This is a genomic window from Cobetia sp. UCD-24C (assembly GCF_001306765.1).
In the GTDB taxonomy this organism is placed as follows: Bacteria; Pseudomonadota; Gammaproteobacteria; order Pseudomonadales; family Halomonadaceae; genus Cobetia; species Cobetia amphilecti.
On sequence record NZ_LJTD01000003.1, the window covers coordinates 50,629 to 70,753 of the forward strand.

At 63.6% G+C, this 20,125-nt stretch carries 17 protein-coding genes; 9 read left to right on the forward strand and 8 right to left on the reverse strand.

Annotated elements, in window-relative coordinates; all coding sequences use genetic code 11:
* Window positions 1–399 precede the first annotated feature (399 nt).
* The 3 genes from phhA (at window position 400) to AOG28_RS04445 (ending at window position 2,889) form a co-directional block, all read left to right on the forward strand.
* Entirely contained in the window at window positions 400–1,281 is an 882-nt protein-coding gene (gene phhA, locus AOG28_RS04435; RefSeq protein ID WP_082388257.1) for a phenylalanine 4-monooxygenase, read from the forward strand.
* A 74-nt stretch (window positions 1,282–1,355) separates the two neighbouring features.
* Complete coding sequence (locus AOG28_RS04440; protein ID WP_054555480.1) at window positions 1,356–1,694, forward strand: 4a-hydroxytetrahydrobiopterin dehydratase; 339 nt, start codon at window positions 1,356–1,358, stop codon at window positions 1,692–1,694.
* Window position 1,695: 1 nt separating this feature from the next.
* Window positions 1,696–2,889, forward strand: coding sequence for an amino acid aminotransferase (locus AOG28_RS04445; RefSeq protein ID WP_054555481.1), 1,194 nt, complete (start codon window positions 1,696–1,698; stop codon window positions 2,887–2,889).
* A 141-nt stretch (window positions 2,890–3,030) separates the two neighbouring features.
* Here the strand turns inward: AOG28_RS04445 and AOG28_RS04450 are convergent, their stop codons facing one another.
* The 4 genes from AOG28_RS04450 to AOG28_RS04465 form a co-directional block, all read right to left on the reverse strand.
* Window positions 3,031–4,257, reverse strand: coding sequence for a LysR family transcriptional regulator (locus tag AOG28_RS04450; protein WP_054555482.1), 1,227 nt, complete (start codon window positions 4,255–4,257; stop codon window positions 3,031–3,033).
* A gap of 264 nt (window positions 4,258–4,521) precedes the next feature.
* Window positions 4,522–4,905, reverse strand: a complete 384-nt coding sequence (locus AOG28_RS04455) for a RidA family protein (RefSeq protein ID WP_043331285.1) — start codon at window positions 4,903–4,905, stop codon at window positions 4,522–4,524.
* A 154-nt stretch (window positions 4,906–5,059) separates the two neighbouring features.
* Window positions 5,060–6,319, reverse strand: coding sequence for a D-amino acid dehydrogenase (locus AOG28_RS04460; RefSeq protein WP_054555483.1), 1,260 nt, complete (start codon window positions 6,317–6,319; stop codon window positions 5,060–5,062).
* Between the two features lie 410 nt (window positions 6,320–6,729).
* On the reverse strand, window positions 6,730–8,139 hold the full coding sequence (locus AOG28_RS04465) for an MATE family efflux transporter (protein WP_442854944.1): 1,410 nt from the start codon (window positions 8,137–8,139) through the stop codon (window positions 6,730–6,732).
* 373 nt (window positions 8,140–8,512) lie between these two features.
* Between AOG28_RS04465 and AOG28_RS04470 the strand changes: the two genes are divergently transcribed.
* On the forward strand, window positions 8,513–9,475 hold the full coding sequence (locus tag AOG28_RS04470; RefSeq protein WP_043331288.1) for a LysR family transcriptional regulator: 963 nt from the start codon (window positions 8,513–8,515) through the stop codon (window positions 9,473–9,475).
* A 206-nt stretch (window positions 9,476–9,681) separates the two neighbouring features.
* On the opposite strand, the gene AOG28_RS04475 is transcribed toward AOG28_RS04470, so the two are convergent.
* Window positions 9,682–11,409 carry a putative bifunctional diguanylate cyclase/phosphodiesterase gene (locus tag AOG28_RS04475; protein WP_052384227.1) on the reverse strand — a complete coding sequence of 576 codons (1,728 nt, stop codon included), beginning with the start codon at window positions 11,407–11,409 and terminating at the stop codon, window positions 9,682–9,684.
* Window positions 11,410–12,140: 731 nt separating this feature from the next.
* Here AOG28_RS04475 and queC point away from each other — a divergent pair.
* Genes queC through AOG28_RS04495 form a run of 4 tightly spaced genes read left to right on the forward strand, consistent with a single transcriptional unit; the run spans window position 12,141 to window position 14,768 of the window.
* Complete coding sequence (queC, locus tag AOG28_RS04480) at window positions 12,141–12,884, forward strand: 7-cyano-7-deazaguanine synthase QueC (RefSeq protein WP_054555485.1); 744 nt, start codon at window positions 12,141–12,143, stop codon at window positions 12,882–12,884.
* On the forward strand, window positions 12,884–13,576 hold the full coding sequence (gene queE, locus AOG28_RS04485; RefSeq protein WP_054555486.1) for a 7-carboxy-7-deazaguanine synthase: 693 nt from the start codon (window positions 12,884–12,886) through the stop codon (window positions 13,574–13,576). The genes queC and queE overlap by 1 nt, the downstream gene beginning before the upstream one ends.
* Window positions 13,577–13,584: 8 nt before the next feature.
* Window positions 13,585–14,484 carry a 6-carboxytetrahydropterin synthase gene (locus AOG28_RS04490; RefSeq protein WP_054555487.1) on the forward strand — a complete coding sequence of 300 codons (900 nt, stop codon included), beginning with the start codon at window positions 13,585–13,587 and terminating at the stop codon, window positions 14,482–14,484.
* Window positions 14,481–14,768, forward strand: a complete 288-nt coding sequence (locus AOG28_RS04495) for a YkgJ family cysteine cluster protein (protein WP_054555488.1) — start codon at window positions 14,481–14,483, stop codon at window positions 14,766–14,768. The genes AOG28_RS04490 and AOG28_RS04495 overlap by 4 nt, the downstream gene beginning before the upstream one ends.
* 29 nt (window positions 14,769–14,797) lie before the next feature.
* Here the strand turns inward: AOG28_RS04495 and AOG28_RS04500 are convergent, their stop codons facing one another.
* The 3 genes from AOG28_RS04500 to AOG28_RS04510 form a co-directional block, all read right to left on the reverse strand.
* Window positions 14,798–16,024: a CobW family GTP-binding protein gene (locus AOG28_RS04500; protein ID WP_082388262.1), complete on the reverse strand. Its 1,227-nt coding sequence runs from the start codon at window positions 16,022–16,024 to the stop codon at window positions 14,798–14,800.
* Between the two features lie 225 nt (window positions 16,025–16,249).
* The gene (locus tag AOG28_RS04505; RefSeq protein ID WP_054555490.1) at window positions 16,250–17,401 is read right to left on the reverse strand and encodes an iron-containing alcohol dehydrogenase; all 1,152 of its coding nucleotides are present in this window, start codon (window positions 17,399–17,401) and stop codon (window positions 16,250–16,252) included.
* A 427-nt stretch (window positions 17,402–17,828) separates the two neighbouring features.
* Complete coding sequence (locus tag AOG28_RS04510) at window positions 17,829–18,827, reverse strand: NADP-dependent oxidoreductase (protein WP_054555491.1); 999 nt, start codon at window positions 18,825–18,827, stop codon at window positions 17,829–17,831.
* A gap of 264 nt (window positions 18,828–19,091) precedes the next feature.
* Here AOG28_RS04510 and AOG28_RS04515 point away from each other — a divergent pair, with 264 nt between their 5' ends.
* Window positions 19,092–20,048, forward strand: a complete 957-nt coding sequence (locus tag AOG28_RS04515) for a LysR family transcriptional regulator (RefSeq protein WP_052384231.1) — start codon at window positions 19,092–19,094, stop codon at window positions 20,046–20,048.
* Window positions 20,049–20,125: the final 77 nt, after the last annotated feature.

Sequence of the window (20,125 nt, forward strand, 5' to 3'; positions counted from 1 at the left end):
TTGTTGGCATTGTCATCGAAATCGTGTCGCCGGCCTGGCGGCGCCGCTCGAGTGACGGGCGGCTTGGCGACGGACAGCTTAGCGACGGACGGCTGAGTGACGTTAACGTAAGCGTTATCAAAAACGTCGTAAAGCATTCCTTACAAAAGACGGCGACACAGCAGTGCACGAGCGCCCGAATGGCACAGGATGCGCCCGATTACCGCTCCAGTGTCACAAATATGTGACAAGACACGCGCCAACGCAGCGTTATCTGCGGCGCAGAGCCACGCCTGACCACTGGTCAACGCCACCCGACAAGGCCTAGCGTTGTCATCGACATGCAAGGACTGGCATGTACGCCATAATGACAACACGGCAGCCTGCTCGGCAGCGCCGCCATCTGGTTGGGGAGGTTGCATGAATGCACCGCAGGGTCGTCATTGGCCACAGACATCCCAAAAAGCTCAGCCCGGCTCGCAAACCAAGGCCAAGGGCACCCGCTACGTGGCCCATGAGCCGGATGCCCGGGGCCGGATCCATTACAGCGATCAGGAAAACGCCACCTGGCAGACACTGATGGCGCGCCAGATGGCGCTGGTCGAGGGGCGTGTCTGTCGCGAGTATCGGCAAGGGCTCGAGCGCCTTGCCCTGCCGGAGGACCGCATCCCCCAACTTGGTGAGGTCGATCGTGTCCTCGAGGCCACCACCGGCTGGCGAACCGCACGTGTGCCGGCCTTGATTCCCTTCACGCGCTTCTTCGAGCTGCTCGCCGAGCGGCGCTTCCCGGTCGCCACCTTCATCCGCTCCCCGCAAGAACTCGACTATCTGCAAGAGCCGGACATCTTCCACGAGATCTTCGGCCACTGCCCGATGCTCACCCACCCCGCCTTCGCCGAGTTCACCGCCACCTACGGACGCCTCGGTCTCGCCGCCAGCAAGGAAGAGCGCGTCTATCTGGCCCGCCTCTACTGGATGACGGTGGAATTCGGCATGCTGCGCGAGACTCAACCCGACGGCAGCCGTGCGCTGCGCCTCTACGGCGGCGGCATCATCTCCTCGCCGCGCGAGACCCGCTACGCCCTGGGTGAGCTTGCGGAGAGTCTCGAGCGCCCCGCGCATCTGCCCTTCGATGCCGTCGAGGCACTGCGCACCCCGTATCGCATCGACATCCTGCAGCCGCTCTACTATGTCCTTGAGTCACTGGACGACCTGCATGAACTCGCCAGCCGCGACATCATGGCGCTGGTGCACGAGGCCATGGCCCTCGGCCTCAAGACGCCGCGCTTCGCACCACGTTGATCGCACCAGCACCCTTGCCCCAAGGGGTACGCCTTTTCACCAGCCCCCTCTTTCCTCAAGCCGGAGATAGTGACATGACCGAACTCGCCAGACAGTCCTGTGAAGCCTGCAGCTTCGATGCGCCCAAGGTCAGCGATAGCGACATCGAGACGCTCAAGACCGCCATTCCCGAGTGGCAGTTGCTCAATCGCGATGGCATCATGCAACTGGAACGGTGCTTCACGTTCCGCAATTTCAAGCAGGCACTGGCATTCACCAATCGCGTAGGCGAGATTGCCGAGGAAGTCGGGCACCACCCGGCACTTCTCACCGAGTGGGGCAAGGTCACCGTGACCTGGTGGTCCCACGAGATGAAGGGTCTGCACAAGAACGATTTCATCATGGCCGCCAGAACCGACGAGGTAGCGAAATAAGATGTTCGAGCAGATTGCGCGTGTACCCGGGGATGCCATCCTCGGCCTGATCGAAGCCTTCAACAACGACACCAACCCGCAGAAGGTCGACCTCGGCGTGGGCGTCTATCGCGATGCGAACGGCAATACGCCGGTCATGCGTGCGGTCAAGCAGGCCGAGAACCGCCTGGTCGAGAATGAAGTCACCAAGACCTACATCGGCTCCCACGGCGACCCGCGCTTCGGCAAGGCCGTACTGCCGATGGTGCTGGGCGCCGAGTCGCCGGTGCTGGCCGCCAATCGCGCCAGCGCCACCCAGGCGCCCGGCGGTACCGGTGCCCTGCGTCTGGCCGCGGACTTCATCGCCAGCAACCTCAAGGGACGTGATATCTGGCTGTCCACCCCGACCTGGCCGAACCACCTGGGCATCTTCGACGCCGCTGGCGTCACGCGCCACAACTACCCCTACGTCGACGAGAACAACCGCCTCGACTTCGATGGCATGCTGGCGACGCTCAAGACCATCCCGGAAGGTGACGTGGTGGTGCTGCACGCCTGCTGCCACAACCCGACCGGTTTCGATCTGAGCCGCGAGCAGTGGGACCAGGTGCTGGAAGTCGTCCAGGCGCGCAAGCTGATGCCGCTGATCGACTTCGCCTACCAGGGCTTCGGTGACGGCCTGGAAGAAGACGCCTACGGCGTGCGCCTGCTGGCCGAGAATGTCGATGAAGCCATCATCACCAGCTCCTGCTCCAAGAACTTCGGCATCTACTGCGAGCGCACCGGCTGCCTGATCCTGATCGCCAAGGACGAGGAGAGCATGCTCGACGTGCGCTCCCAGGCCGCGATCACCGCGCGCGAGAACTACTCCAATCCGCCGGCACATGGCGGTGCGGTGGTCATCGATATCCTCGAGGACGACACCCTGCGTGGCGAGTGGCAAAGCGAGCTGACCGAGATGCGTGAGCGCATCAACGGCCTGCGTCGTGACTTCGTCGAGGCACTCAAGCCGTATGGTCTGGATGAGCAGTTCGCCTTCATCGCCGAACAGCGTGGCATGTTCTCCTACACCGGCCTTTCGCCGGAACAGGTCGATCGCCTGCGTGACGAGTTCGGCATCTACATGGTGCGCTCCGGGCGTGCCAACGTGGCCGGCTTCTCCACCGAGAACCTGCCCTACGTGGCCAAGGCCATCGCGACCGTCGTCAAGGGCTGAGCCCGAGCGAGCGCTGTCGTGAAGACAAGAAAACCCCGCCAATCGGCGGGGTTTTTTAATGGTCGGTTGTCTGACTTGCTGTCTGGTCTGCTCTCTACTCTGAGGCAAGGCTTCCGCCAGACGCCTGCGCCGTCATGCCGATCAGCCTTCTTCGTCCGCCAGCGGCAAGCGGGCAAGACTCGCCGCCACCTCCTCTTCGAGCAGACTGATCAGCAGGGCCTGCACCGCGTGCAGCGATTCCCCTTCCTCGGCCGTCGGCAACTGCCACTTGAGCTCCAGATAGCGCTCGCTGCGCATCGAGAGCGGCAGACCGATCAGGTCGCCTCTGGCGTCCTCGAGCACCTGCAGCGCCGACAGCGCATCAATGATGGTGGCGGCACTGCCCGTGCGCGCCAGACGCCCGGCGCTGGCCGACGTGGCGACTTCCAGCAGACTCGCCGGCGTCACACGCTCACGCTTGAGCAGCCCACGAATCAAGCGCCCCTGACTGCTGGTTTCCGGCAGATCCACGAAGGGGCGTTCATTGAGACGTGCAAGGGTCAGCGGCTTGTCCAGCAGCGGCCAGCGTGAGGGCCACAGCAGCATCAAGGGCAGCTTCAGCGCGGGCGGTGCCTCGGCTTGCGCCTCGTCACTGGCCTCTTCACTTTTCCCACTGCGGGAAGCGGTCCCTTCGGCATTGTGCGCATCATCCTCGACGTCAAACGGCAGCTCCGGCGTATCCCCCAACTCGGGCATGGCAGCCTTGGCGGCGGGCTTTGCCTCATCGTCATCGCCTTCGATGAGAGTCGTCTCCTCGCGCGCGCGCTGACGCAGGCTGGCCTTGAGCTCGCGGGCGCGTGCCGCCGCCGTCTTGGCACGCTTGCCGCCCTGTGGCTCCGGCGGTGCTTCCAGGCTCACCGCCATCGCGACCCGCCCCTCGCGGATGGCGAGATCATGCTGTGACACCTCGAGCACTTCCAGACTGGGCAGCCACTCACTCAAGGCTTCACTGGCCGCGATGCGTGTCAGCCAACCGGCACTGAAGGCCTCCAGACCGGGCGTGACCGCCAGCACGAGACGCGGACGCTTGCCGCTGCCCGGCCCGAAGGCCAGTCGTCTGAGCTCGGATTGAGCGCTGAACATCCGGGCGAGTGATGGCGTCAGGCGCTCGGCTTCCGGGGTCGGCACCAGCTTGCCGCCCTCGCGCAGAAACAACGAATAGCCCAGCGTCTGCTCGAGCTGTGCCAAGCCCCGCGAGACCACCGGCACGCTGATCCCCAGTTGCGCGGCACCGCCTTTCATCGAGCCACACTCGATCACCGCCCACAGCATTTCCAGCTGACGCAGCCGTATGCCGGGTTCACGGGTGCCTGTGTCTGACTGCGCCATGGTGTTGCTCCTTGAAGGGTTCGTCCGCGATGCTCCGAGAGTCAGCGCTGGGCGCTGGCTTATTTAGCCTTACGCTAATCATGCTGGCACCAAATGTCACGCTCAAGCTGCCTAGAGGACGTCACGACCCCTGAAACGACACTCCCCCCGCTGATGAATCAGCGAGGGGAGTGAGAGACAAGGCATCGATTCACGCCAGTCGGTCGTTCAGAGCGGCCACTGGTTCAGAGCGGCCGCTCGTGCAGACCGACAATCGACGAGCGATCAGGAGAGTGCCAGTACACCTTCTGCTTCAAACAGCACGCCCTTGGGCAGCTCCTTGACGCCGACGGCCGCACGCGCTGGATACGGCTGGCTGAAGTACTGCTCCATCAGCGTGTTGACCACGGCGAAGTTGCTGAGGTCGGTCAGGAACAGATTGACCTTGACCAGCTGATCCAGGCTGCCACCGGAGGCTTCACACACCGCCTTGAGATTGCGGAACACCTGGTCTGCCTGGGCTTCAAAACCGCCTTCCACCACTTCCATGGTCGCCGGGTCCAGCGGGATCTGGCCGGACAGGAACACCAGATTACCCGTGCGCACCGCCTGGGAATACGGGCCGATGGCAGCCGGTGCGGACTCGGTAGAGATAATCTGCTTGGTCATGCGCAATTCCTTGTTCAATCAGTTGACGGAGAGACACTCGAAAAAAGACGACTACACGGCAGTACGCACTGCCTGGCAGACCCTGGCGCAGCCACTGACACTCTCACTGTTACAGACACAGACACAGACACAGACACAGACACTGCTCTGAGCATCAGGCAGCGTAGCGACCAAGACTGAGACCATTGGGATCGATGGAGGGCTTGCGACCATCCACCAGGTCCGCCAACAGACTCGCACTGCCGCAGCTCATGGTCCAGCCCAGGGTGCCGTGTCCGGTGTTCAACCACAGATTGTCATACTTGGTGCCACCGATGATCGGCGTGGAATCCGGCGTCATCGGACGCAGGCCGGCCCAGAATTCCGCCCGCGCATAGTCACCGGCTTCCGGGAACACATCACGCACCACCATGTTGATGGTCGCACGGCGCTTCTCGATCAAGGAAAGATCGAACGAGGCCAGCTCGGCGGTGCCACCGACGCGGATACGGTCATCGAAGCGCGTCAGCGCGACCTTGAAGGTCTCGTCCATCACGGTGGACTGCGGCGCGGCATCGGCATTGATGATCGGCACGGTCAGGCTGTAGCCCTTGACCGGATAGATCGGCAGGTCCAGATCCAGATCCCGCGCCAGGAACGGCGAGTAGCTGCCCAGACACATCACGTAGCTGTCTGCGGTCATCTCGCCACGGTCGGTGATGACCTTCTCAATGCGGCTGCCGCTGCGCTGGATGCGCTGAATGGTGGTATTGAAGACGAAATTGACGCCCAGGGTGTCGCGGCAGTAATCCGCCAGCCGATTGGTGAACAGATGGCAATCACCGGTCTGGTCATCCGGCAGGTGCAGGCCGGCGATGAACTTGCCCGGTACGCGGGTCAGTGCCGGCTCCACCGTGGCACAGGCGTCGGCGTCCAGCAGCTGGTGGCGCACGCCACAGCCCGCCAGTACCTTCATGTCGCTCTGCACGGCATCGACCTGCGCCTGGGTACGAAACAGCTGCAACAGCCCCTTCTGACGGTCTTCGTAACGCAGCCCGGTCTCTTCGCGCAGGGCATTGATGCAGGCGCGACTGTACTCGGAGACCCGTACCATGCGCTCCTTGTTGACGGCATAGCGGTCGGCGTTGCAGTTGGCGAACATCTTGACCATGAACTTGGCCATCTGCGGGTCCATGCGCGGCTGGATCTTGAGCGGCGCATGCTCCTGGAACATCCACTTGACGGCTTTCTGCGGAATGCCCGGCGCCGCCCACGGCGAGGAGAAGCCGAAGGAGACCTGACCGGCGTTGCCGTAGCTGGTTTCCATCGCCGGGCTGGCCTGACGGTCGACGACCGTGACCTCATGCCCCTGACGCGCCAGATAATAGGCACTGGTGACACCGACGACGCCGCTACCGAGTACAAGAATCTTCATGTTGGCCTACCCCATGACTGCAAGCCGCGCCCCACGGCAAATGACAGGCGTATTCGCGCACTCGGCAGCGAATAAAGACGATGAAGGCCAACACCGGTCGACAAGGCGACTCGCAGTGGCTTGACCTGAATGCATCCAGTATAGAGGCGCAAACCACGGTTAATATTCTGTTATGAGACCCTATATCAGAAAATAAGCAGGTAAATTTCGCATCATGGCAGTGATAAAAAACAAAAAAGCGGCCATTTTTGGAATGGCCGCTTTCGGTGCTTCTCATCGGGACTGCTGACGGGGCTTCTGACAAGGTCTACTGGCAGGGTCTCCTGTAGGACCTTCCGGGCAGAATCTTCTGAATGGCGCCTGACATCTCAAGGGAGCGCACGTGCTGGACGCCATGAGGGCCCGGTCGATCAGGTCGTCGCGACATAGGCATGGCGACGCACTAACTTGCCGCGGTCGCCCAGGGCCTGACGATAGACGCGCCATGCCACCACACCCGCCAGCAGGTTGCCGATCGCCGAGCCGATGGCGACACCGCGCAGCCCATCCAGATGTGCCCCCAGCCATACCGCCGGCATGAAGCAGATGAAGAGACGCACGAAGGACAACGCCGTGGCACGCAGCGGCCACCCCAGCGCGTTGGCAGCCGACACGACCAGCATGCAGATACCGAGGAAGGAGTAGCTGGGCAACATCCACGGCAGCAGAACCGCCAGTGCCGCCGAGACCTCGTCACTGCCCACCAGCACATAGGCCAGCGGTGTCGCCAGCACTGCGGCGATGATGCCCAGCACCAGCTGCCAGATCACCACCACGCGGGCGGCCAGGTTCATCAGGCGGCGAATTTCCTGCCAACGGCCGGCACCATAGCAGCGCCCCAGCCACGGCGGCAGCGACATGGTCAAGGCCAGCACCACGATCAGCGAGAAGGTTTCCAGGCGTGAGGCGATCCCCCAGGCGGCCACCTCCGTCTGGCCCAGTCCCGCGACGATGGCGGTGACCAGCATCGCGGAGAGCGCCGGCATCATCTGGCACAGAATCGCGGGTATCGCGATTCCCGCCAGCTGGCGGCGCGAGGCCTGCCATTCGGCCCACAGGCCGCGATATTCCATCCAGTCGCGGCGTGAGAGCTTGACTGCCGTGATGGCAAGCCCGACCCCGAAGGAGAGTACGGTCGCCCAGGCAGCCCCCGCCAGGCCGAAGCCGGGCAGCGGCCCCGCGCCGAAGATCAGCAGCGGGTCCAGCACCAGGTTGAAGACACTGGTCAGCAGCATCATCTCGCCCGGCAGACGCGTGTCGCCGTGGGCGCGGAACAGGCTGTAGAGCACATAGGCCATGGCCCCCAGCCAGCTGGCGATCAGCGATGGGCCCCAATAGACCTCGATCAGCGTCATTTCAGTGGCATTGGCACCCAGCAACTCGAAGGCTGGCACCCTGATGACCCACAACAGCAGCATCAGCAGTGCCATCAACACACCGGATCCCAGCAGCACCACACCGCCCAGACGCCGGGCACGCGCCTCATCCTCGGCGCCCAGGGTGCGCGAGACGATCGCGGCGATCGCGATGCCCATGCCAACCTGCACCCCGATGATCAGAAAGGTCAGCGGGAAGGTGAAGGATTGCGCGGCCAGCGGCGCGGTGCCCAGATGCGAGACGAAGGCGGCATCGACCAGGTTGAAGCCCAGCAATCCCATGATGCCGAGTGTCATCGGCAAGGTGCTGCGCCACAGGCGTGACATCAGCTCACGCGTCGTCGGCGTTTCCGACGTTGGCGGGGTCGATGTTGCAGAGGCGTCGGTGGACATAGAAGAAGACATGAACTCACTCCCAGCATGTCGAGCATGGCTGGTTGGATGAAGGTAAAGGCGTCGGAACACTTCCGTGACGCTGGAGGGATGATTCTAGGGATTTCGCCGGACCCCAGATAGGCTCAGTGGGACATGTCTTTGATGCATTGTCGGCAACAGGAAGAGCGAGAAACGCGTTGATGCGTGGTATTAGAGGAAACAGTGACCGTGATAAACTCACCTTGTCAGGGATTTCCGTCACCTGGATTCGTGATGATGACCCATGCAATGTCACCGATTATCGACTGCTACCGAAGTTGGACCGTCGCTTTATATGCACTGACTGCCTCACGGATGGCTGGCAGAGTGTTCCCCTCCCCATGGCATCACGAGAGGTCAGACCGTGGATAAAGCATCCCGTTTGTTGCTGTTTCTCGATGTGGTAGAAGCACAGAGTTTTTCCAAGGCGGCTGACCATCGTCAGGTCAACCGCTCGGTGGTCTCCAAGCAGATCAGCCGTCTGGAAGAAGAACTGCAGATTCGCCTGTTCAATCGCTCGACTCGCTCGCTGGCCCTGACGGATGCCGGGCGCGAGATCCATCAGCACGCACTGCGTCTGCGTGAAGTGCTGGAAGATACCGACGATGTGGCCGGCGCCTATCAGGATGGCCCGCGCGGCATCCTGAAGATCACCAGCCCGAGCCACTTCGGGCGCACCTATGTCGCCCAGGCCGTGCGCCTGTACATGGAGCGCTACCCGGACACCCAGGTGGAAGTGCGCCTGGAAGACCACCTGACCGACCTGATCGGCGGCGGTTATGACCTGGCCATTCGCATGTCGGAGCTGGAAGACTCCAACCTGATCGCGCGTCCGCTGGCTGCACACCGTCACCTGATCTGTGCCTCGCCGGCCTTCATCGAGCGTCACGGCATGCCCCAGACCCCTGCCGATCTGTCTGGCCTGCCGGCAGCGGTGTATTCGCGCGATGGCTTCATTCTCGATCGCCTGCGCGTCTGCACCGAGAGCGGTGTCGAAGAAAAGGTGGCGCTGGATTCACGCCTCAAGGTCAATGATGCCGACGTGCTGATCGGCGCCATCAAGTCGGGCGCCTGCTATGGCATGGTGTCCGCGATCAACATCAAGGACGAGATCCTGAACGGCGAGCTGGTGCCGCTGTTGACCAACGTGCCGATGAAGCCACTGCCTTCGATCCACCTGGTCTACCCGCACCGCCAGTACCTGCCGCAGAAGACGCGTCGCTTCAGCGATTGCCTGCAGGAGGTCGTCGGCACGCCGCCCGTCTGGGAGCAGCGCATTCCGGGCTTCGAGAACATGTACGGTTACGGTAGCGGTTGCAGCGAATGAGACGTCGCCACGGCTCTCGAGTCTGAACGCACGCCGTCACCTCCCGCGGCCACTGCCAGGCCCGAATGCTCACAATGAAAACGCCCGCCATGCAGAGTCACTGCGTGGCGGGCGTTTTCATTTCAGGCACCTTTCATTTCAGGCCCCTTCATTTCAAGCGCCTTTCACTTCAGCGCCCTTCAACTAGCTCCCACCAAGAGAAACACTCAGGGGCAGGGATGGATCGACGGCTTGCGCTTGAGCCACTCGACCAGCTCCGGCAGGCGCTTGGGCCGTGCATAGCGGAAGCCCTGCACCAGATGGCACCCCATCTCGACCAGCAGGCGCTCCTGCTCTGCGGTCTCGACACCCTCCGCCAGCACCTCCATGCCCAGGCTGTCGGCCAGCGAGATCGCGTGGGAGACGATGGCGCGGTCGCGGGCATCATGGTCAAGGCTACCGACGAAGCGCTGATCGACCTTGAGGCGGCAAGCACGCAGGTCGCGCACGTAGAGCAGTGACGCGAAGCCGGTGCCGAAATCATCGATCGCCAGGCGCACGCCGCGTTCGATCAGGCCGGTGAGTCGCTCCACGACGCGATCGAGATCCGGCACGCGTGAGGATTCGGTGATCTCGAGCTCCAGGCGTTCCGGCGCGAAGTCATGGCGCGCCAGAGCCTCCGAGACGCGCTCGGGGAAGCCGGGGTCACGAAACTCCTGAGCCGAGACATTGATCGCCACCGACAAAGGCTTGCCGTTGGGCGTCACCAGATCACGCGTCGCCGAGAGGGCCGTGTCCATCACCCGCGCGCCGACGGTGCCGATCAAGCCGTACTGCTCCGCCAGCGGGATAAAGCGCCCCGGCCCGATGGTGCCAAGCTCGGGGTGGTCCCAGCGCACCAGCACCTCGACGCCGACGGCCTCGCCACTGGCGAGGTCGAACTGGGGCTGGAAGGCGAGATCCAGCTCTTCGAGATGCTCGCGCAGGTCACTGGTCAGGCGATAGTCGTTGAGGTGCTGCATGTGCGCGCCGGGCGAGAACACATGCAGGGGGCCGCAGACATCGATGTCATCGTATTCCCCGTGCAACATGGCGAGTTCGGCCAGATGCATCAGGCGATGGGCACGCCGCGCGTGCTGCGGCGCCAGGCTGATGCCGACCCGCGCCGTGACCGGCAGGGCCTTGCCATCCAGTCGCATCAGCATCACCAGCCGTTCGCACAGCTCGTTGGCACGCGCGATCAGGCTGGCCTCATCCCCGACGAAGAACAGCGCGAAGGCATTGCCCAGCGGGCGGCAGACCAGGGCGTCGCGATACTGCAGGGACATGGCTTCTGCCACCCGCTCCAGCAGCGGATCGATACGCTCGGCACCGTGCGCCGAGTTGATGATTTCCAGGTGGGTCAGCGACAGATAGATGATGCCGCCATCGATGCTGCCGTCGACGCTTTCTTCCAGCAGCAGTTCATCGATCTGGGCATTGAAGCGATCGCGCGACAGCAGGTTGATGGGCTGCAGGCGGCGCAGGGCGATCAAGACCTTGTCATCCACCCCGGCCGCCCGGGCCTCCGCCAGCCCCGAGAACGGCGCCTTGAGGCGGACTCGCCGCTCGCTGACCGGCTCGAGACGCGGCCGCTCGGTGCCGAACAGCTCCTGCCAGCCACAGGTGTTGGCCACCAGACACTCGGCATCGAAGATCGCCATGCGCCACGGCAGATTGGCCTTCTGCACCAGCAGCCATTCTCCCAGCTCGCCGGTGATGCCCATCAACCAGAAGCCGGGCTGGCCGCTGATGCCACAAGGCTCCGGCTGCTTGGGCAGCGGGGATGGCAGCTCCGGCACCCTGTCTTCCTGTCGAGCGCGCGGCGACGTCCAGGCGAGTTGGCCGAAGCGGTCATGAATCCACAACGGCTCTTCGATGGACGACAGCAATTTGATCAAGATATCGAGAGGCACGCTCACTCCACCTGCAGTCATAAGGAAAATGGCTTGATGCCCCGCAAGGGCCGCCTGTCGCCAGTGATGCTGGCCGTTGGCTGGCGCAACGCGGGTAACACCGCCGGGACATGACACGTCATTCACGCTTCCGGCTGTTCTCGCGCTTATCTGCTTACACCTGCTTTCATTGTCGCCGCTGGCTGCCGCAAGGCCCGGGCCGCATGGCTAATGCGGCAATATCCGGGCGCCCATGCTACTCCTCCTATGGACATCACCAGGCGCCAGACTGCTGCACTTTGTCTCTTCTGATCGCCCTTTTGAGCCCACACTTGAACGCCAGCGCCTCCCCGACTCGCCTGTCACTTGACGCTGCACCAGGCGCCATTGCGAGAGCCACTCCAAGCGCCATTCGGCAAGCCACTCAACCGGCTCCTCAACCCGTCATCCCGAAGTGCGTGCCATAAGGGAAAGCACTAGGTGGGCAAGCGTGCAGCACGCAGACGACTCTCTCTACGCTTCGCTAATACTCCGAGTCTATGCCAGCCTGTGGTGCGGGTACCAAGGCTATTTTCTCGCCGACTCAACGCTTGGCTGCCATGGCCGCTTCCGAACCTGGCGACAGGCGGCGTATCCGCGCCCCGCACCAGTGCACGAGTGGCATCAAGGCGTGTGGAAGAGTAGGATAGGCGCCCGTTTCGCCCGGACCGGATCCCGGGCGCCGAATCCATCGGTCAAAGAAATTCTCCGTCATGACTCTCAACGTCCAGAATTCCGCTGTACCCGCTTCTGCCTCCTCTGCAGAGCGTCCCCGCGCCGTCGTCATCTACTCCGGTGGCATGGACTCCTACACTGTCCTGCACCAGGCGCTGAAGGAAGGCTTCGAGGTACATGCCCTCTCCTTCCATTATGGCCAACGTCACTCGCGTGAGCTCGACGTCGCACGCCAGGTCTGCGAGTCGCTGGGCGTCGCCCACGAAGTCGTCGACATTCGCGCCATCCATGGCCTGATCGACAACTCCGCGCTGACCAACAGTGACCAGGCGATGCCCAAGGCCGACTACGACGAGGCCTCCATGACCTCGACCGTGGTGCCCAACCGCAACATGATCCTGCTGTCACTGGCCATCGCCAAGGCCGTCAACATCGAGGCCGAGGTCTGCTTCTATGGTGCCCACGGTGGCGATCACGTGCTCTACCCGGATTGCCGTCCGGAGTTCGTCGACAAGATGAACGCCGTCGCCGCGATCGCCAACTTCTCCCCAGTCGAGATTCGCGCGCCCTTCCTGCACGCCAGCAAGGACGAGATTCTGGCCGCCGGCATCGCCATGCAGCTCGATTACGCCCAGACCTGGACCTGCTACGAAGGCCGCGAGCTGGCCTGCGGGGAATGCGGCAGCTGCCGTGAGCGTCTCGAGGCCTTCGCCGCCCATGGGCTGAGCGATCCGCTCGGTTACGAAACGACCGACTCGGCCAAGGGCACAGGCACTCTCTGATGTATACGGTAAAGGAAGCGTTCTACACCCTGCAGGGCGAAGGTGCTCGCGCAGGGCGCGCCAGCGTGTTCTGCCGCTTTGCCGGCTGCAATCTGTGGAGTGGCCGCGAGCAGGACCGCGACACCTCGGTCTGCCGCTTCTGCGACACCGATTTCGTCGGCACCAACGGCCAGAATGGCGGCAAGTTCCGCACCGCAAACGCGCTGGCAGACTTTTTGGCCAGCCTGTGGCCGGAGCACACCGGCATCGCCACGCCCTATATGGTCTTCACCGGCGGTGAGCCGCTGTTGCAGCTCGACAGCGAGCTGGTGGACGCGATGCACGCCCGCGGCTTCGAGATCGCGGTGGAGACCAACGGCACCGTCGAGCCGCCTGTCGGCATCGACTGGCTGTGCGTCAGCCCCAAGGGCGCAAGCGAGCTGGTCCTCACCGGCGGCGATGAGCTCAAGCTCGTCTACCCGCAGCCGGAGGCCCTGCCGGAGCGCTTCGTCAGCCTGGACTTCGCGCACTTCTATCTGCAGCCACTGGATACCGCCGCCCTCGATGCCCTGCCCGCGCCTGCCGCAGCCCGCGAGCATTACCGCGAGGTGCTGGCGTCCGACTCGCCGATGAACCAGTGTGTCAGCTACTGCATGCGCAATCCCCAGTGGCAGCTCTCGCTGCAGACTCACAAGATCAGTGGTATCGATTGATGACCGCAATGACTCCCAAGACCCTGTTCGTCAGGGCCCTCACCGCGGTGGATGCCTCGGTGTGGAGCAATACCCGCGGCCTGTACGGCATCAGCCAGCATCTGGACCTGGAGCTGGACGGCGCCGTCGGCCATGACGGCATGCTGTTCGACTTCGGCGACGTCAAGCCGTGGGCCAAGCGCATGATCGATCAGGACGCCGATCACACCCTGATCGTGCCCAGTCAGGCCGATGGCGTGAGCGTCACGGACTGCCCGGAAGGACTGTGCCTGCGCTTCACACAGCCCTACGCCATGGAAGTGCGCGGCCCGCGTCAGGCCTTCTCCCTGCTGCCGGTGACCGAGGTCACCACCGAGGTGCTGGCCAACCACTTCGAGAAGCTGCTGACTCGCCGCCTGCCGCCGCGCGTCGAGGCGCTGCGCGTGCGTCTGCGAGACGAGACCATCGACGGCGCCGCCTACACCTACAGCCATGGCCTGCGTCATCACAGTGGCAACTGCCAGCGTATCGCGCATGGGCATCGCTCTCCGCTGATCATCGAGCGCAATGGTGTGCGGGACAAGGCGCTGGAAGCCGAGTGGGCAGAGAAGCTCAACGACCGCTACCTGGCCGAGGAAGGCGATCTGATCGACCGCCCGGGACGTGAGCTGGTATTCAGCTATGAAGCGCCGCAGGGCAGGTTCCGCATCCGCCTGCCGCGCAAGCAGGTCTGGCTGCTGCCGACACCGACCACCATCGAGTGGATCGCCGACTGGCTGGCGCGCCAGATCGCCCTCGACAGCGGTGACAGCATCCGCGTCGAAGCCTACGAGGGCATCAACAAGGGCGCCATCGCGCGGCATACCCCGCAGACGGCGCGCGAGCCTCTCGTCCTTCCCGAGCACGAAGACACGTCCGCCACCTCATGACGCAGACCGCCGCCCCTTCTGCAGAAGCTGCCGCTCCCGGCTGTCGTGCCGGTTGCGGCGGCTGCTGCATCGCCCCCTCGATCTCGAGCCCGATTCCCGGCATGCCGAATGGCAAGCCGGCGGGGGTGCGTTGCGTGCAGCTGGATGACGACAATCTGTGCAAGCTGTTCGGCACGCCGCAGCGCCCAGCGGTGTGCGGCGACTTCGATTTCGATCACGAGCTGTGTGGCGATTCCCGCGAAGAGGCCCTGCGCCTGATCGGCGAGTGGGAACGCCTGACGTGAAAGGCGCGCCCTGAAGGACGCGTCTCAGCTCACTCGCCGAAGAAGTTGAAGGGCCTGGCGGCGCCGTCGCTGCGACAGGCCAGCAAGGCCGCATTCAGCTGACGGGAATCCTCAAGCGGCAACACAGCCACCATCCCTTCCTGCCCCTGCTCCTGCCCGTCCAGCGGTGCAATCAGCTCAAGCCGCGAATCCTCGCGCCAACTGGACGGCGCAAGCTCGGCACGCCCATTGGCGCGGTTATAGCTGCGCCAACCATCCTGGGTATGAAAGATGCCCTTGATGCGCCACTCACGCGGCAGGCCATCCAGCCACTGGGTCAGCTGATCGAGATCGAAGACCTCGCTTGCGGCGATTCGCCAGCCCAGACTGGCATGCTCAAGCCCCTCGGCCTGCTCGATCACCGGTGCGCCGGGCAATGGCATCATGTCTGAGGCGGACGGCTCAGCACTGGCCTGCGCCAGACGCGCCCTATCCCGTGCAGCGCGATGGGCGGCCGGCATGCTGATCTCGGGCTGGTCTTCACGCGCTGCGCTTACGTGCCCGCCACCCTGGCGCTGAGGCGCGCGCTCTGCTGACAGCAGCCAATCGATCAGCGCGACCTTCTGATCGGCCATGCGAGCCTGCGGCGGCTGGCTTTCGCCGTCGGCTCTGCCCAGTTCACCGACCCAGCGCTTGCGCGGCCACATCCCCGCCAGAAACTCATGCGCGGCCGCCAGCTGCTGCTCAGTCGCCAGATCACGCTTGCTAAGCACCACGCCGCCCGCCAGCGTCAACTGGTCCTGGAAGGTGCCGTGTTCGCGAGTGCGGGTATCGTCCAGTGCACGCGGGTCCAGCAGGGTAATGACTTCCTCAAGCGCAAGCGCCAAGGCCAGCCCTTCACTGCGCAGTACATCGATCAGCCCCGCCGGATGCCCCAGCCCCGAGGGCTCGATGATCAGACGATCAGGACGCGTCTGGTGGATCAGACTGACCAGCCCCGCCTGCAGCACGAAGGCCAGCTGGCAGCACAGACACCCGCCGGGCAGCCCCTTGACGCTGACATCCTCGCGCCCGGCAAACAGCGCCTGATCGATCCCCACCTGCCCGAACTCATTGACCAGGATCGCCCAGTGTTCATCCGCAGGCTTGGCCGCGACCAATGCCTGGATGAAACTGCTCTTGCCCGTGCCCAAAAAGCCGGTGATCAGATGCACCGGAACCGGAACCGGTTCCGTCGGAGCGTCGCCACTTCTGGCGCCGTGTGAAGCCACAGACATGCTGAAATCTCCGCAAGATGAAGGGCGTGCAAAAGGTTATAGAGTAACAAAAACTGGGCGACGACGGAGTCTCGTCAAGCGAATCCAGCTCTTGGGCGTGACGCGATCTGGCGATCGGCAAGCTGCAACAAGGGGGGAGACAAGGAGGGAGATACGCAAAACCCCTCGCCACCAGGGGTGACGAGGGGTTTGAGGCTGACACTCGAGCCTGACTGACGCGTGCGATCAGGCAGCGCGGGTCAGGATACGACGCGCCACGTCCGGCGTGATATCGCCGTGCTCACCGATGGCGGTGAAGCCGTGACGGGTCAGATTGTCGACCAGCTGATCGATGCTGTCGGCACTGATACCGGCTTCGCTCAACGACACCGGCGCGCCCAGACGAGTGAAGAACTCACGGGTCTTGTCGATGGCGGCGCGCGCGACGCTCTCCTCATCGCCCTCCAGCGCCCAGACGCGGCGACCGTATTGCGCCAGCTTGGCACGCTTGGCCTCGAACAGCTCTTCCCACAGCGCCGGCATCACGATGGTCAGGGTGCGACCATGATCGACACCGTGCAGTGCGGTGATCTCGTGACCGATCATGTGGGTGGCCCAGTCCTGCGGCACGCCACGCCCGATCAGGCCGTTGAGCCCCAGGTTGGCGGCCCACATGATGTTGGCGCGCACGGCCAGATCATCCGGCTGGCTCAGCACCTTGGGGCCTTCCTCGATCAGCGTCATCAGCAGCCCCTCGGAGAAGCGGTCCTGCACCGGCGCATTGACCGGATAGGTCAGGTACTGCTCGCTGACGTGGATGAAGGCATCGACGACGCCATTCACGCTCTGACGCTCCGGCAGGGTCAAGGTGGTGGCCGGGTCCAGCACCGCGAAACGCGGGTAGGCCAGCTCACTGAACATCGGCAGCTTGTCGTGGGTCTCGTAGTTGGTGACCACGGCGTTGCCATTGGACTCGGAGCCCGTGGCCGGCAGTGTCAGCACCACACCCAGCGGCAGCGCCGTCTCGGGGTGCTTGCCCTCGGCGAGAATTTCCCACGGATCACCGGCATGACAGGCGGCGAGCGCGAGGAACTTGCTGCCATCGGCGACGCTGCCACCTCCGACGGCCAGCAGATAATCGATCTTCTCGCGCTTGATGACTTCCAGGGCTTCGAGAAGGGTGTGATAGCTCGGGTTCGGCTCGATGCCGCCGAAGCTCCACCACTGACGGCCTTCCAGTGCGGCTTCGATCTGATCCATCACGCCGTTGCACTTGATCGACCCACCACCGTAGGTGACCAGCACGCGGGCATCCGCCGGAATCTCGTCACGCACCTTGGCGATCTGGCCGGCACCGAAGTGCACGCGGGTCGGGTTCTGATAGGTAAAGTCCTGCATGATGCTCTCCTCGCGGAGTCAGGGGCGACACGGCTACATGAGATGACAGGGCCGTGGTCAGGCGCCACCTGACACAGAGTGATATGTGGGAAAATGACAGATAAACGCGACGATGACGCCACCTGCCCACGAACGATGGCCTGCATTCTAGAGCAGTGACCAAGACCAAAGTAGAGCGCAGGCCGCACGTCTTTGGTTCGTGAGAGTCACCAATCCTGACGACCAGTGATATTTGACGACCAGTAATGCGTGATGACCAGTAATGTGTGATGACCAGTAATGCGTGATGACAAACGCCTGGCCACCCACGCAAAAGGCCCGCCGCAGCGAGCCTTTCGTGACTGCCTGAGCAGCGCGCATTCGCGCGGCGCTCAGGTGTTCGGGTCTTCAGTAATGCTGTGTCAGTTCTCAGCACTCAGTTCTAAGATCAGAGACGCACCAGCATCTTGCCCTTGTTGCCACCCGAGAACAGCTTGAGGAAGGCGTCCGGCGTCTGCTCGAGCCCTTGTTCCACCGTCTCTTCGTAGTCGATATCGCCCTTGGCGACCTGCGGCCCTACCTCTTCGAGGAAGCGGCTGTAGTTCTGCCAGTGATCGAAGACGATGAAGCCTTGCATGCGCGCGCGGCGGATCAGGATCATCGAGATGTTCGAGGGGCCTGGCGCCGCCTCGGTATCGTTGTAGCTGGAGATCATGCCGCAGACGGCGATGCGTGCGCCGACATTCAGGTTGTTCAGCGCCGCCACCAGGCAATCACCGCCGACATTCTCGTAGTAGACATCGAAGCCGTCTGGGCAGGCTTCCTTGAGCGCCTTCGTCAGCTGCTCGGCATCCTTGCCCTTGTAGCTGACCGCCTTGACGCCCCGCACTTCCAGCCAATCGAGCTTTTCCTGGCTGCCGGCGATGCCGACGACGGTGCCGCCCTTGGCCTTGGCCAGCTGCACGGCGAGCGAGCCGACCGCACCGGAGGCCGCACTGACCAGCACATTATCGCCCTCTTTCATCTCGGCGATGATGTTGAGGCCGGTCCAGGCGGTCATGCCCGGCATGCCCAGCACGCCCAGGTAGGCCTGCTCCGGCACCTCGATGCTTGGCAACGGTTCGACCTGGTCACCAGAGAGCTGCGCGATGTCACGCCAGCCCCCCATGTGACGTACCTTGTCGCCGCTCTTGAAGCGAGAGTCACGTGACTCGATCACTTCACCGACGGCTGCGCCCTGCAGCGGCTCATTGAGCTCGAAGGGGTCGATATAGGTCTTCACGCCGCTCATGCGGCCACGCATGTAGGGATCGACGGACAGCCAGCTGTTGCGAATGCGCACCTCGCCTTCGCCGAGCTCGCTCAGCTCTTCCTCACGCAACTGGAACAGGTCGCGTTCCGGGGTGCCTTTCGGATAGTCGGTGATCGTGTAATAGCGTGTCTGCATGCAATGCTCCTTGCGAATGATCTGGTCAAACGACATGTGATCTGAATCGTCATCAGGCCGCTGGGCCGTGGCCTCAACCCTGTGACGACTGGCCGCCGCAAGCGTTGCTCGGCGACGAAGTGCTCCCAGATTACGCGCGCTCCCGATATCACACCAATGATAGAAACTGAATCCCGGTATGCATGAGACTGATATCATGTGCGGTTGAAACTGCACGCTTTCATCCCAGTGACTGGGTCGCTTCACTACCGGGAACCGCTTGCCATGCACCTGGCTGAACTTGCCCGCCATGATCTCAATACGCTGGTCGCGCTGCATGCGCTGCTGGAAACCCGCAGCGTGTCGCGGGCCGCTGAGCGCCTCAACCTGAGCCAGCCTGCGGTGTCCCGCACCCTGGGCCGGCTGCGCGAGGCCTTTGATGACCCCCTGTTCGTGCGCGCGCAACGCGGTCTGCGCCCCACCGCACGCGCAGAGGCCCTCAGGCAGCCCCTCGCCCGCCTGCTGCAGGAGCTGGGCGCCCTACTGGCACCGCCCGAGTTCTCGCCTGAAGATAGCCAGCGTCGCTTTCAGCTGGCCACCACCGATTACGGCATGCACGCCTTCGTGGCGCCCCAGATCGCCCCGCTGCACGAGCAGGCGCCCGGCATCCGTCTGGATATCCAGGCCTATGGCGGCAATGTCGAACAGCAGCTGGAAGAAGGCGGGCCGGAGCTTGCGATGTGCGTGCCCACCGCCAGGGTGCCGGCCGGCGTGCATGGTCGCGAGATCGGGGATGATCAGTTCGTCTGCGTGATGCGCAAGGACCATCCGCTGGCAGCGAAGGAGACCTTGAGCCTGGAGGACTTCCTCGCCGCCAGCCACCAATTGATCAGCATGGGTGGCGATGAGCGAGGCGCGGTGGACCTCAAGCTGGCGGAACTGGGACTGAGTCGTCAGGTCGTCATGCGCCAGCCCCATTTTCTGGCCGCCTTCAGTGTCAGCTGCCACAGCGACCTGCTGCTGTGCGTGCCGGGCTGTCTGGCCATCAGCATGCTCGATCAGCTGCCGCTGGCCCTGCGTCCGCTGCCCATCACCCTCAATCGCTTCTCCTACTGGCTGGTGTGGCACGAACGCCTGCACCATGACGCCGGCCACCGCTGGCTGCGCCAGACGCTCTCCACGGGCATTCAGGCCCGTCACCGCGAACTCTCCCAGCGCCTGCGTCAGCGGCTGGGCTCGTGACTTGATACATGACTCGTGACCTGACGCCACACCCGCACGCAGCCTGGCGGCCTGAGCTTCGATACCTGAGCCTGCGA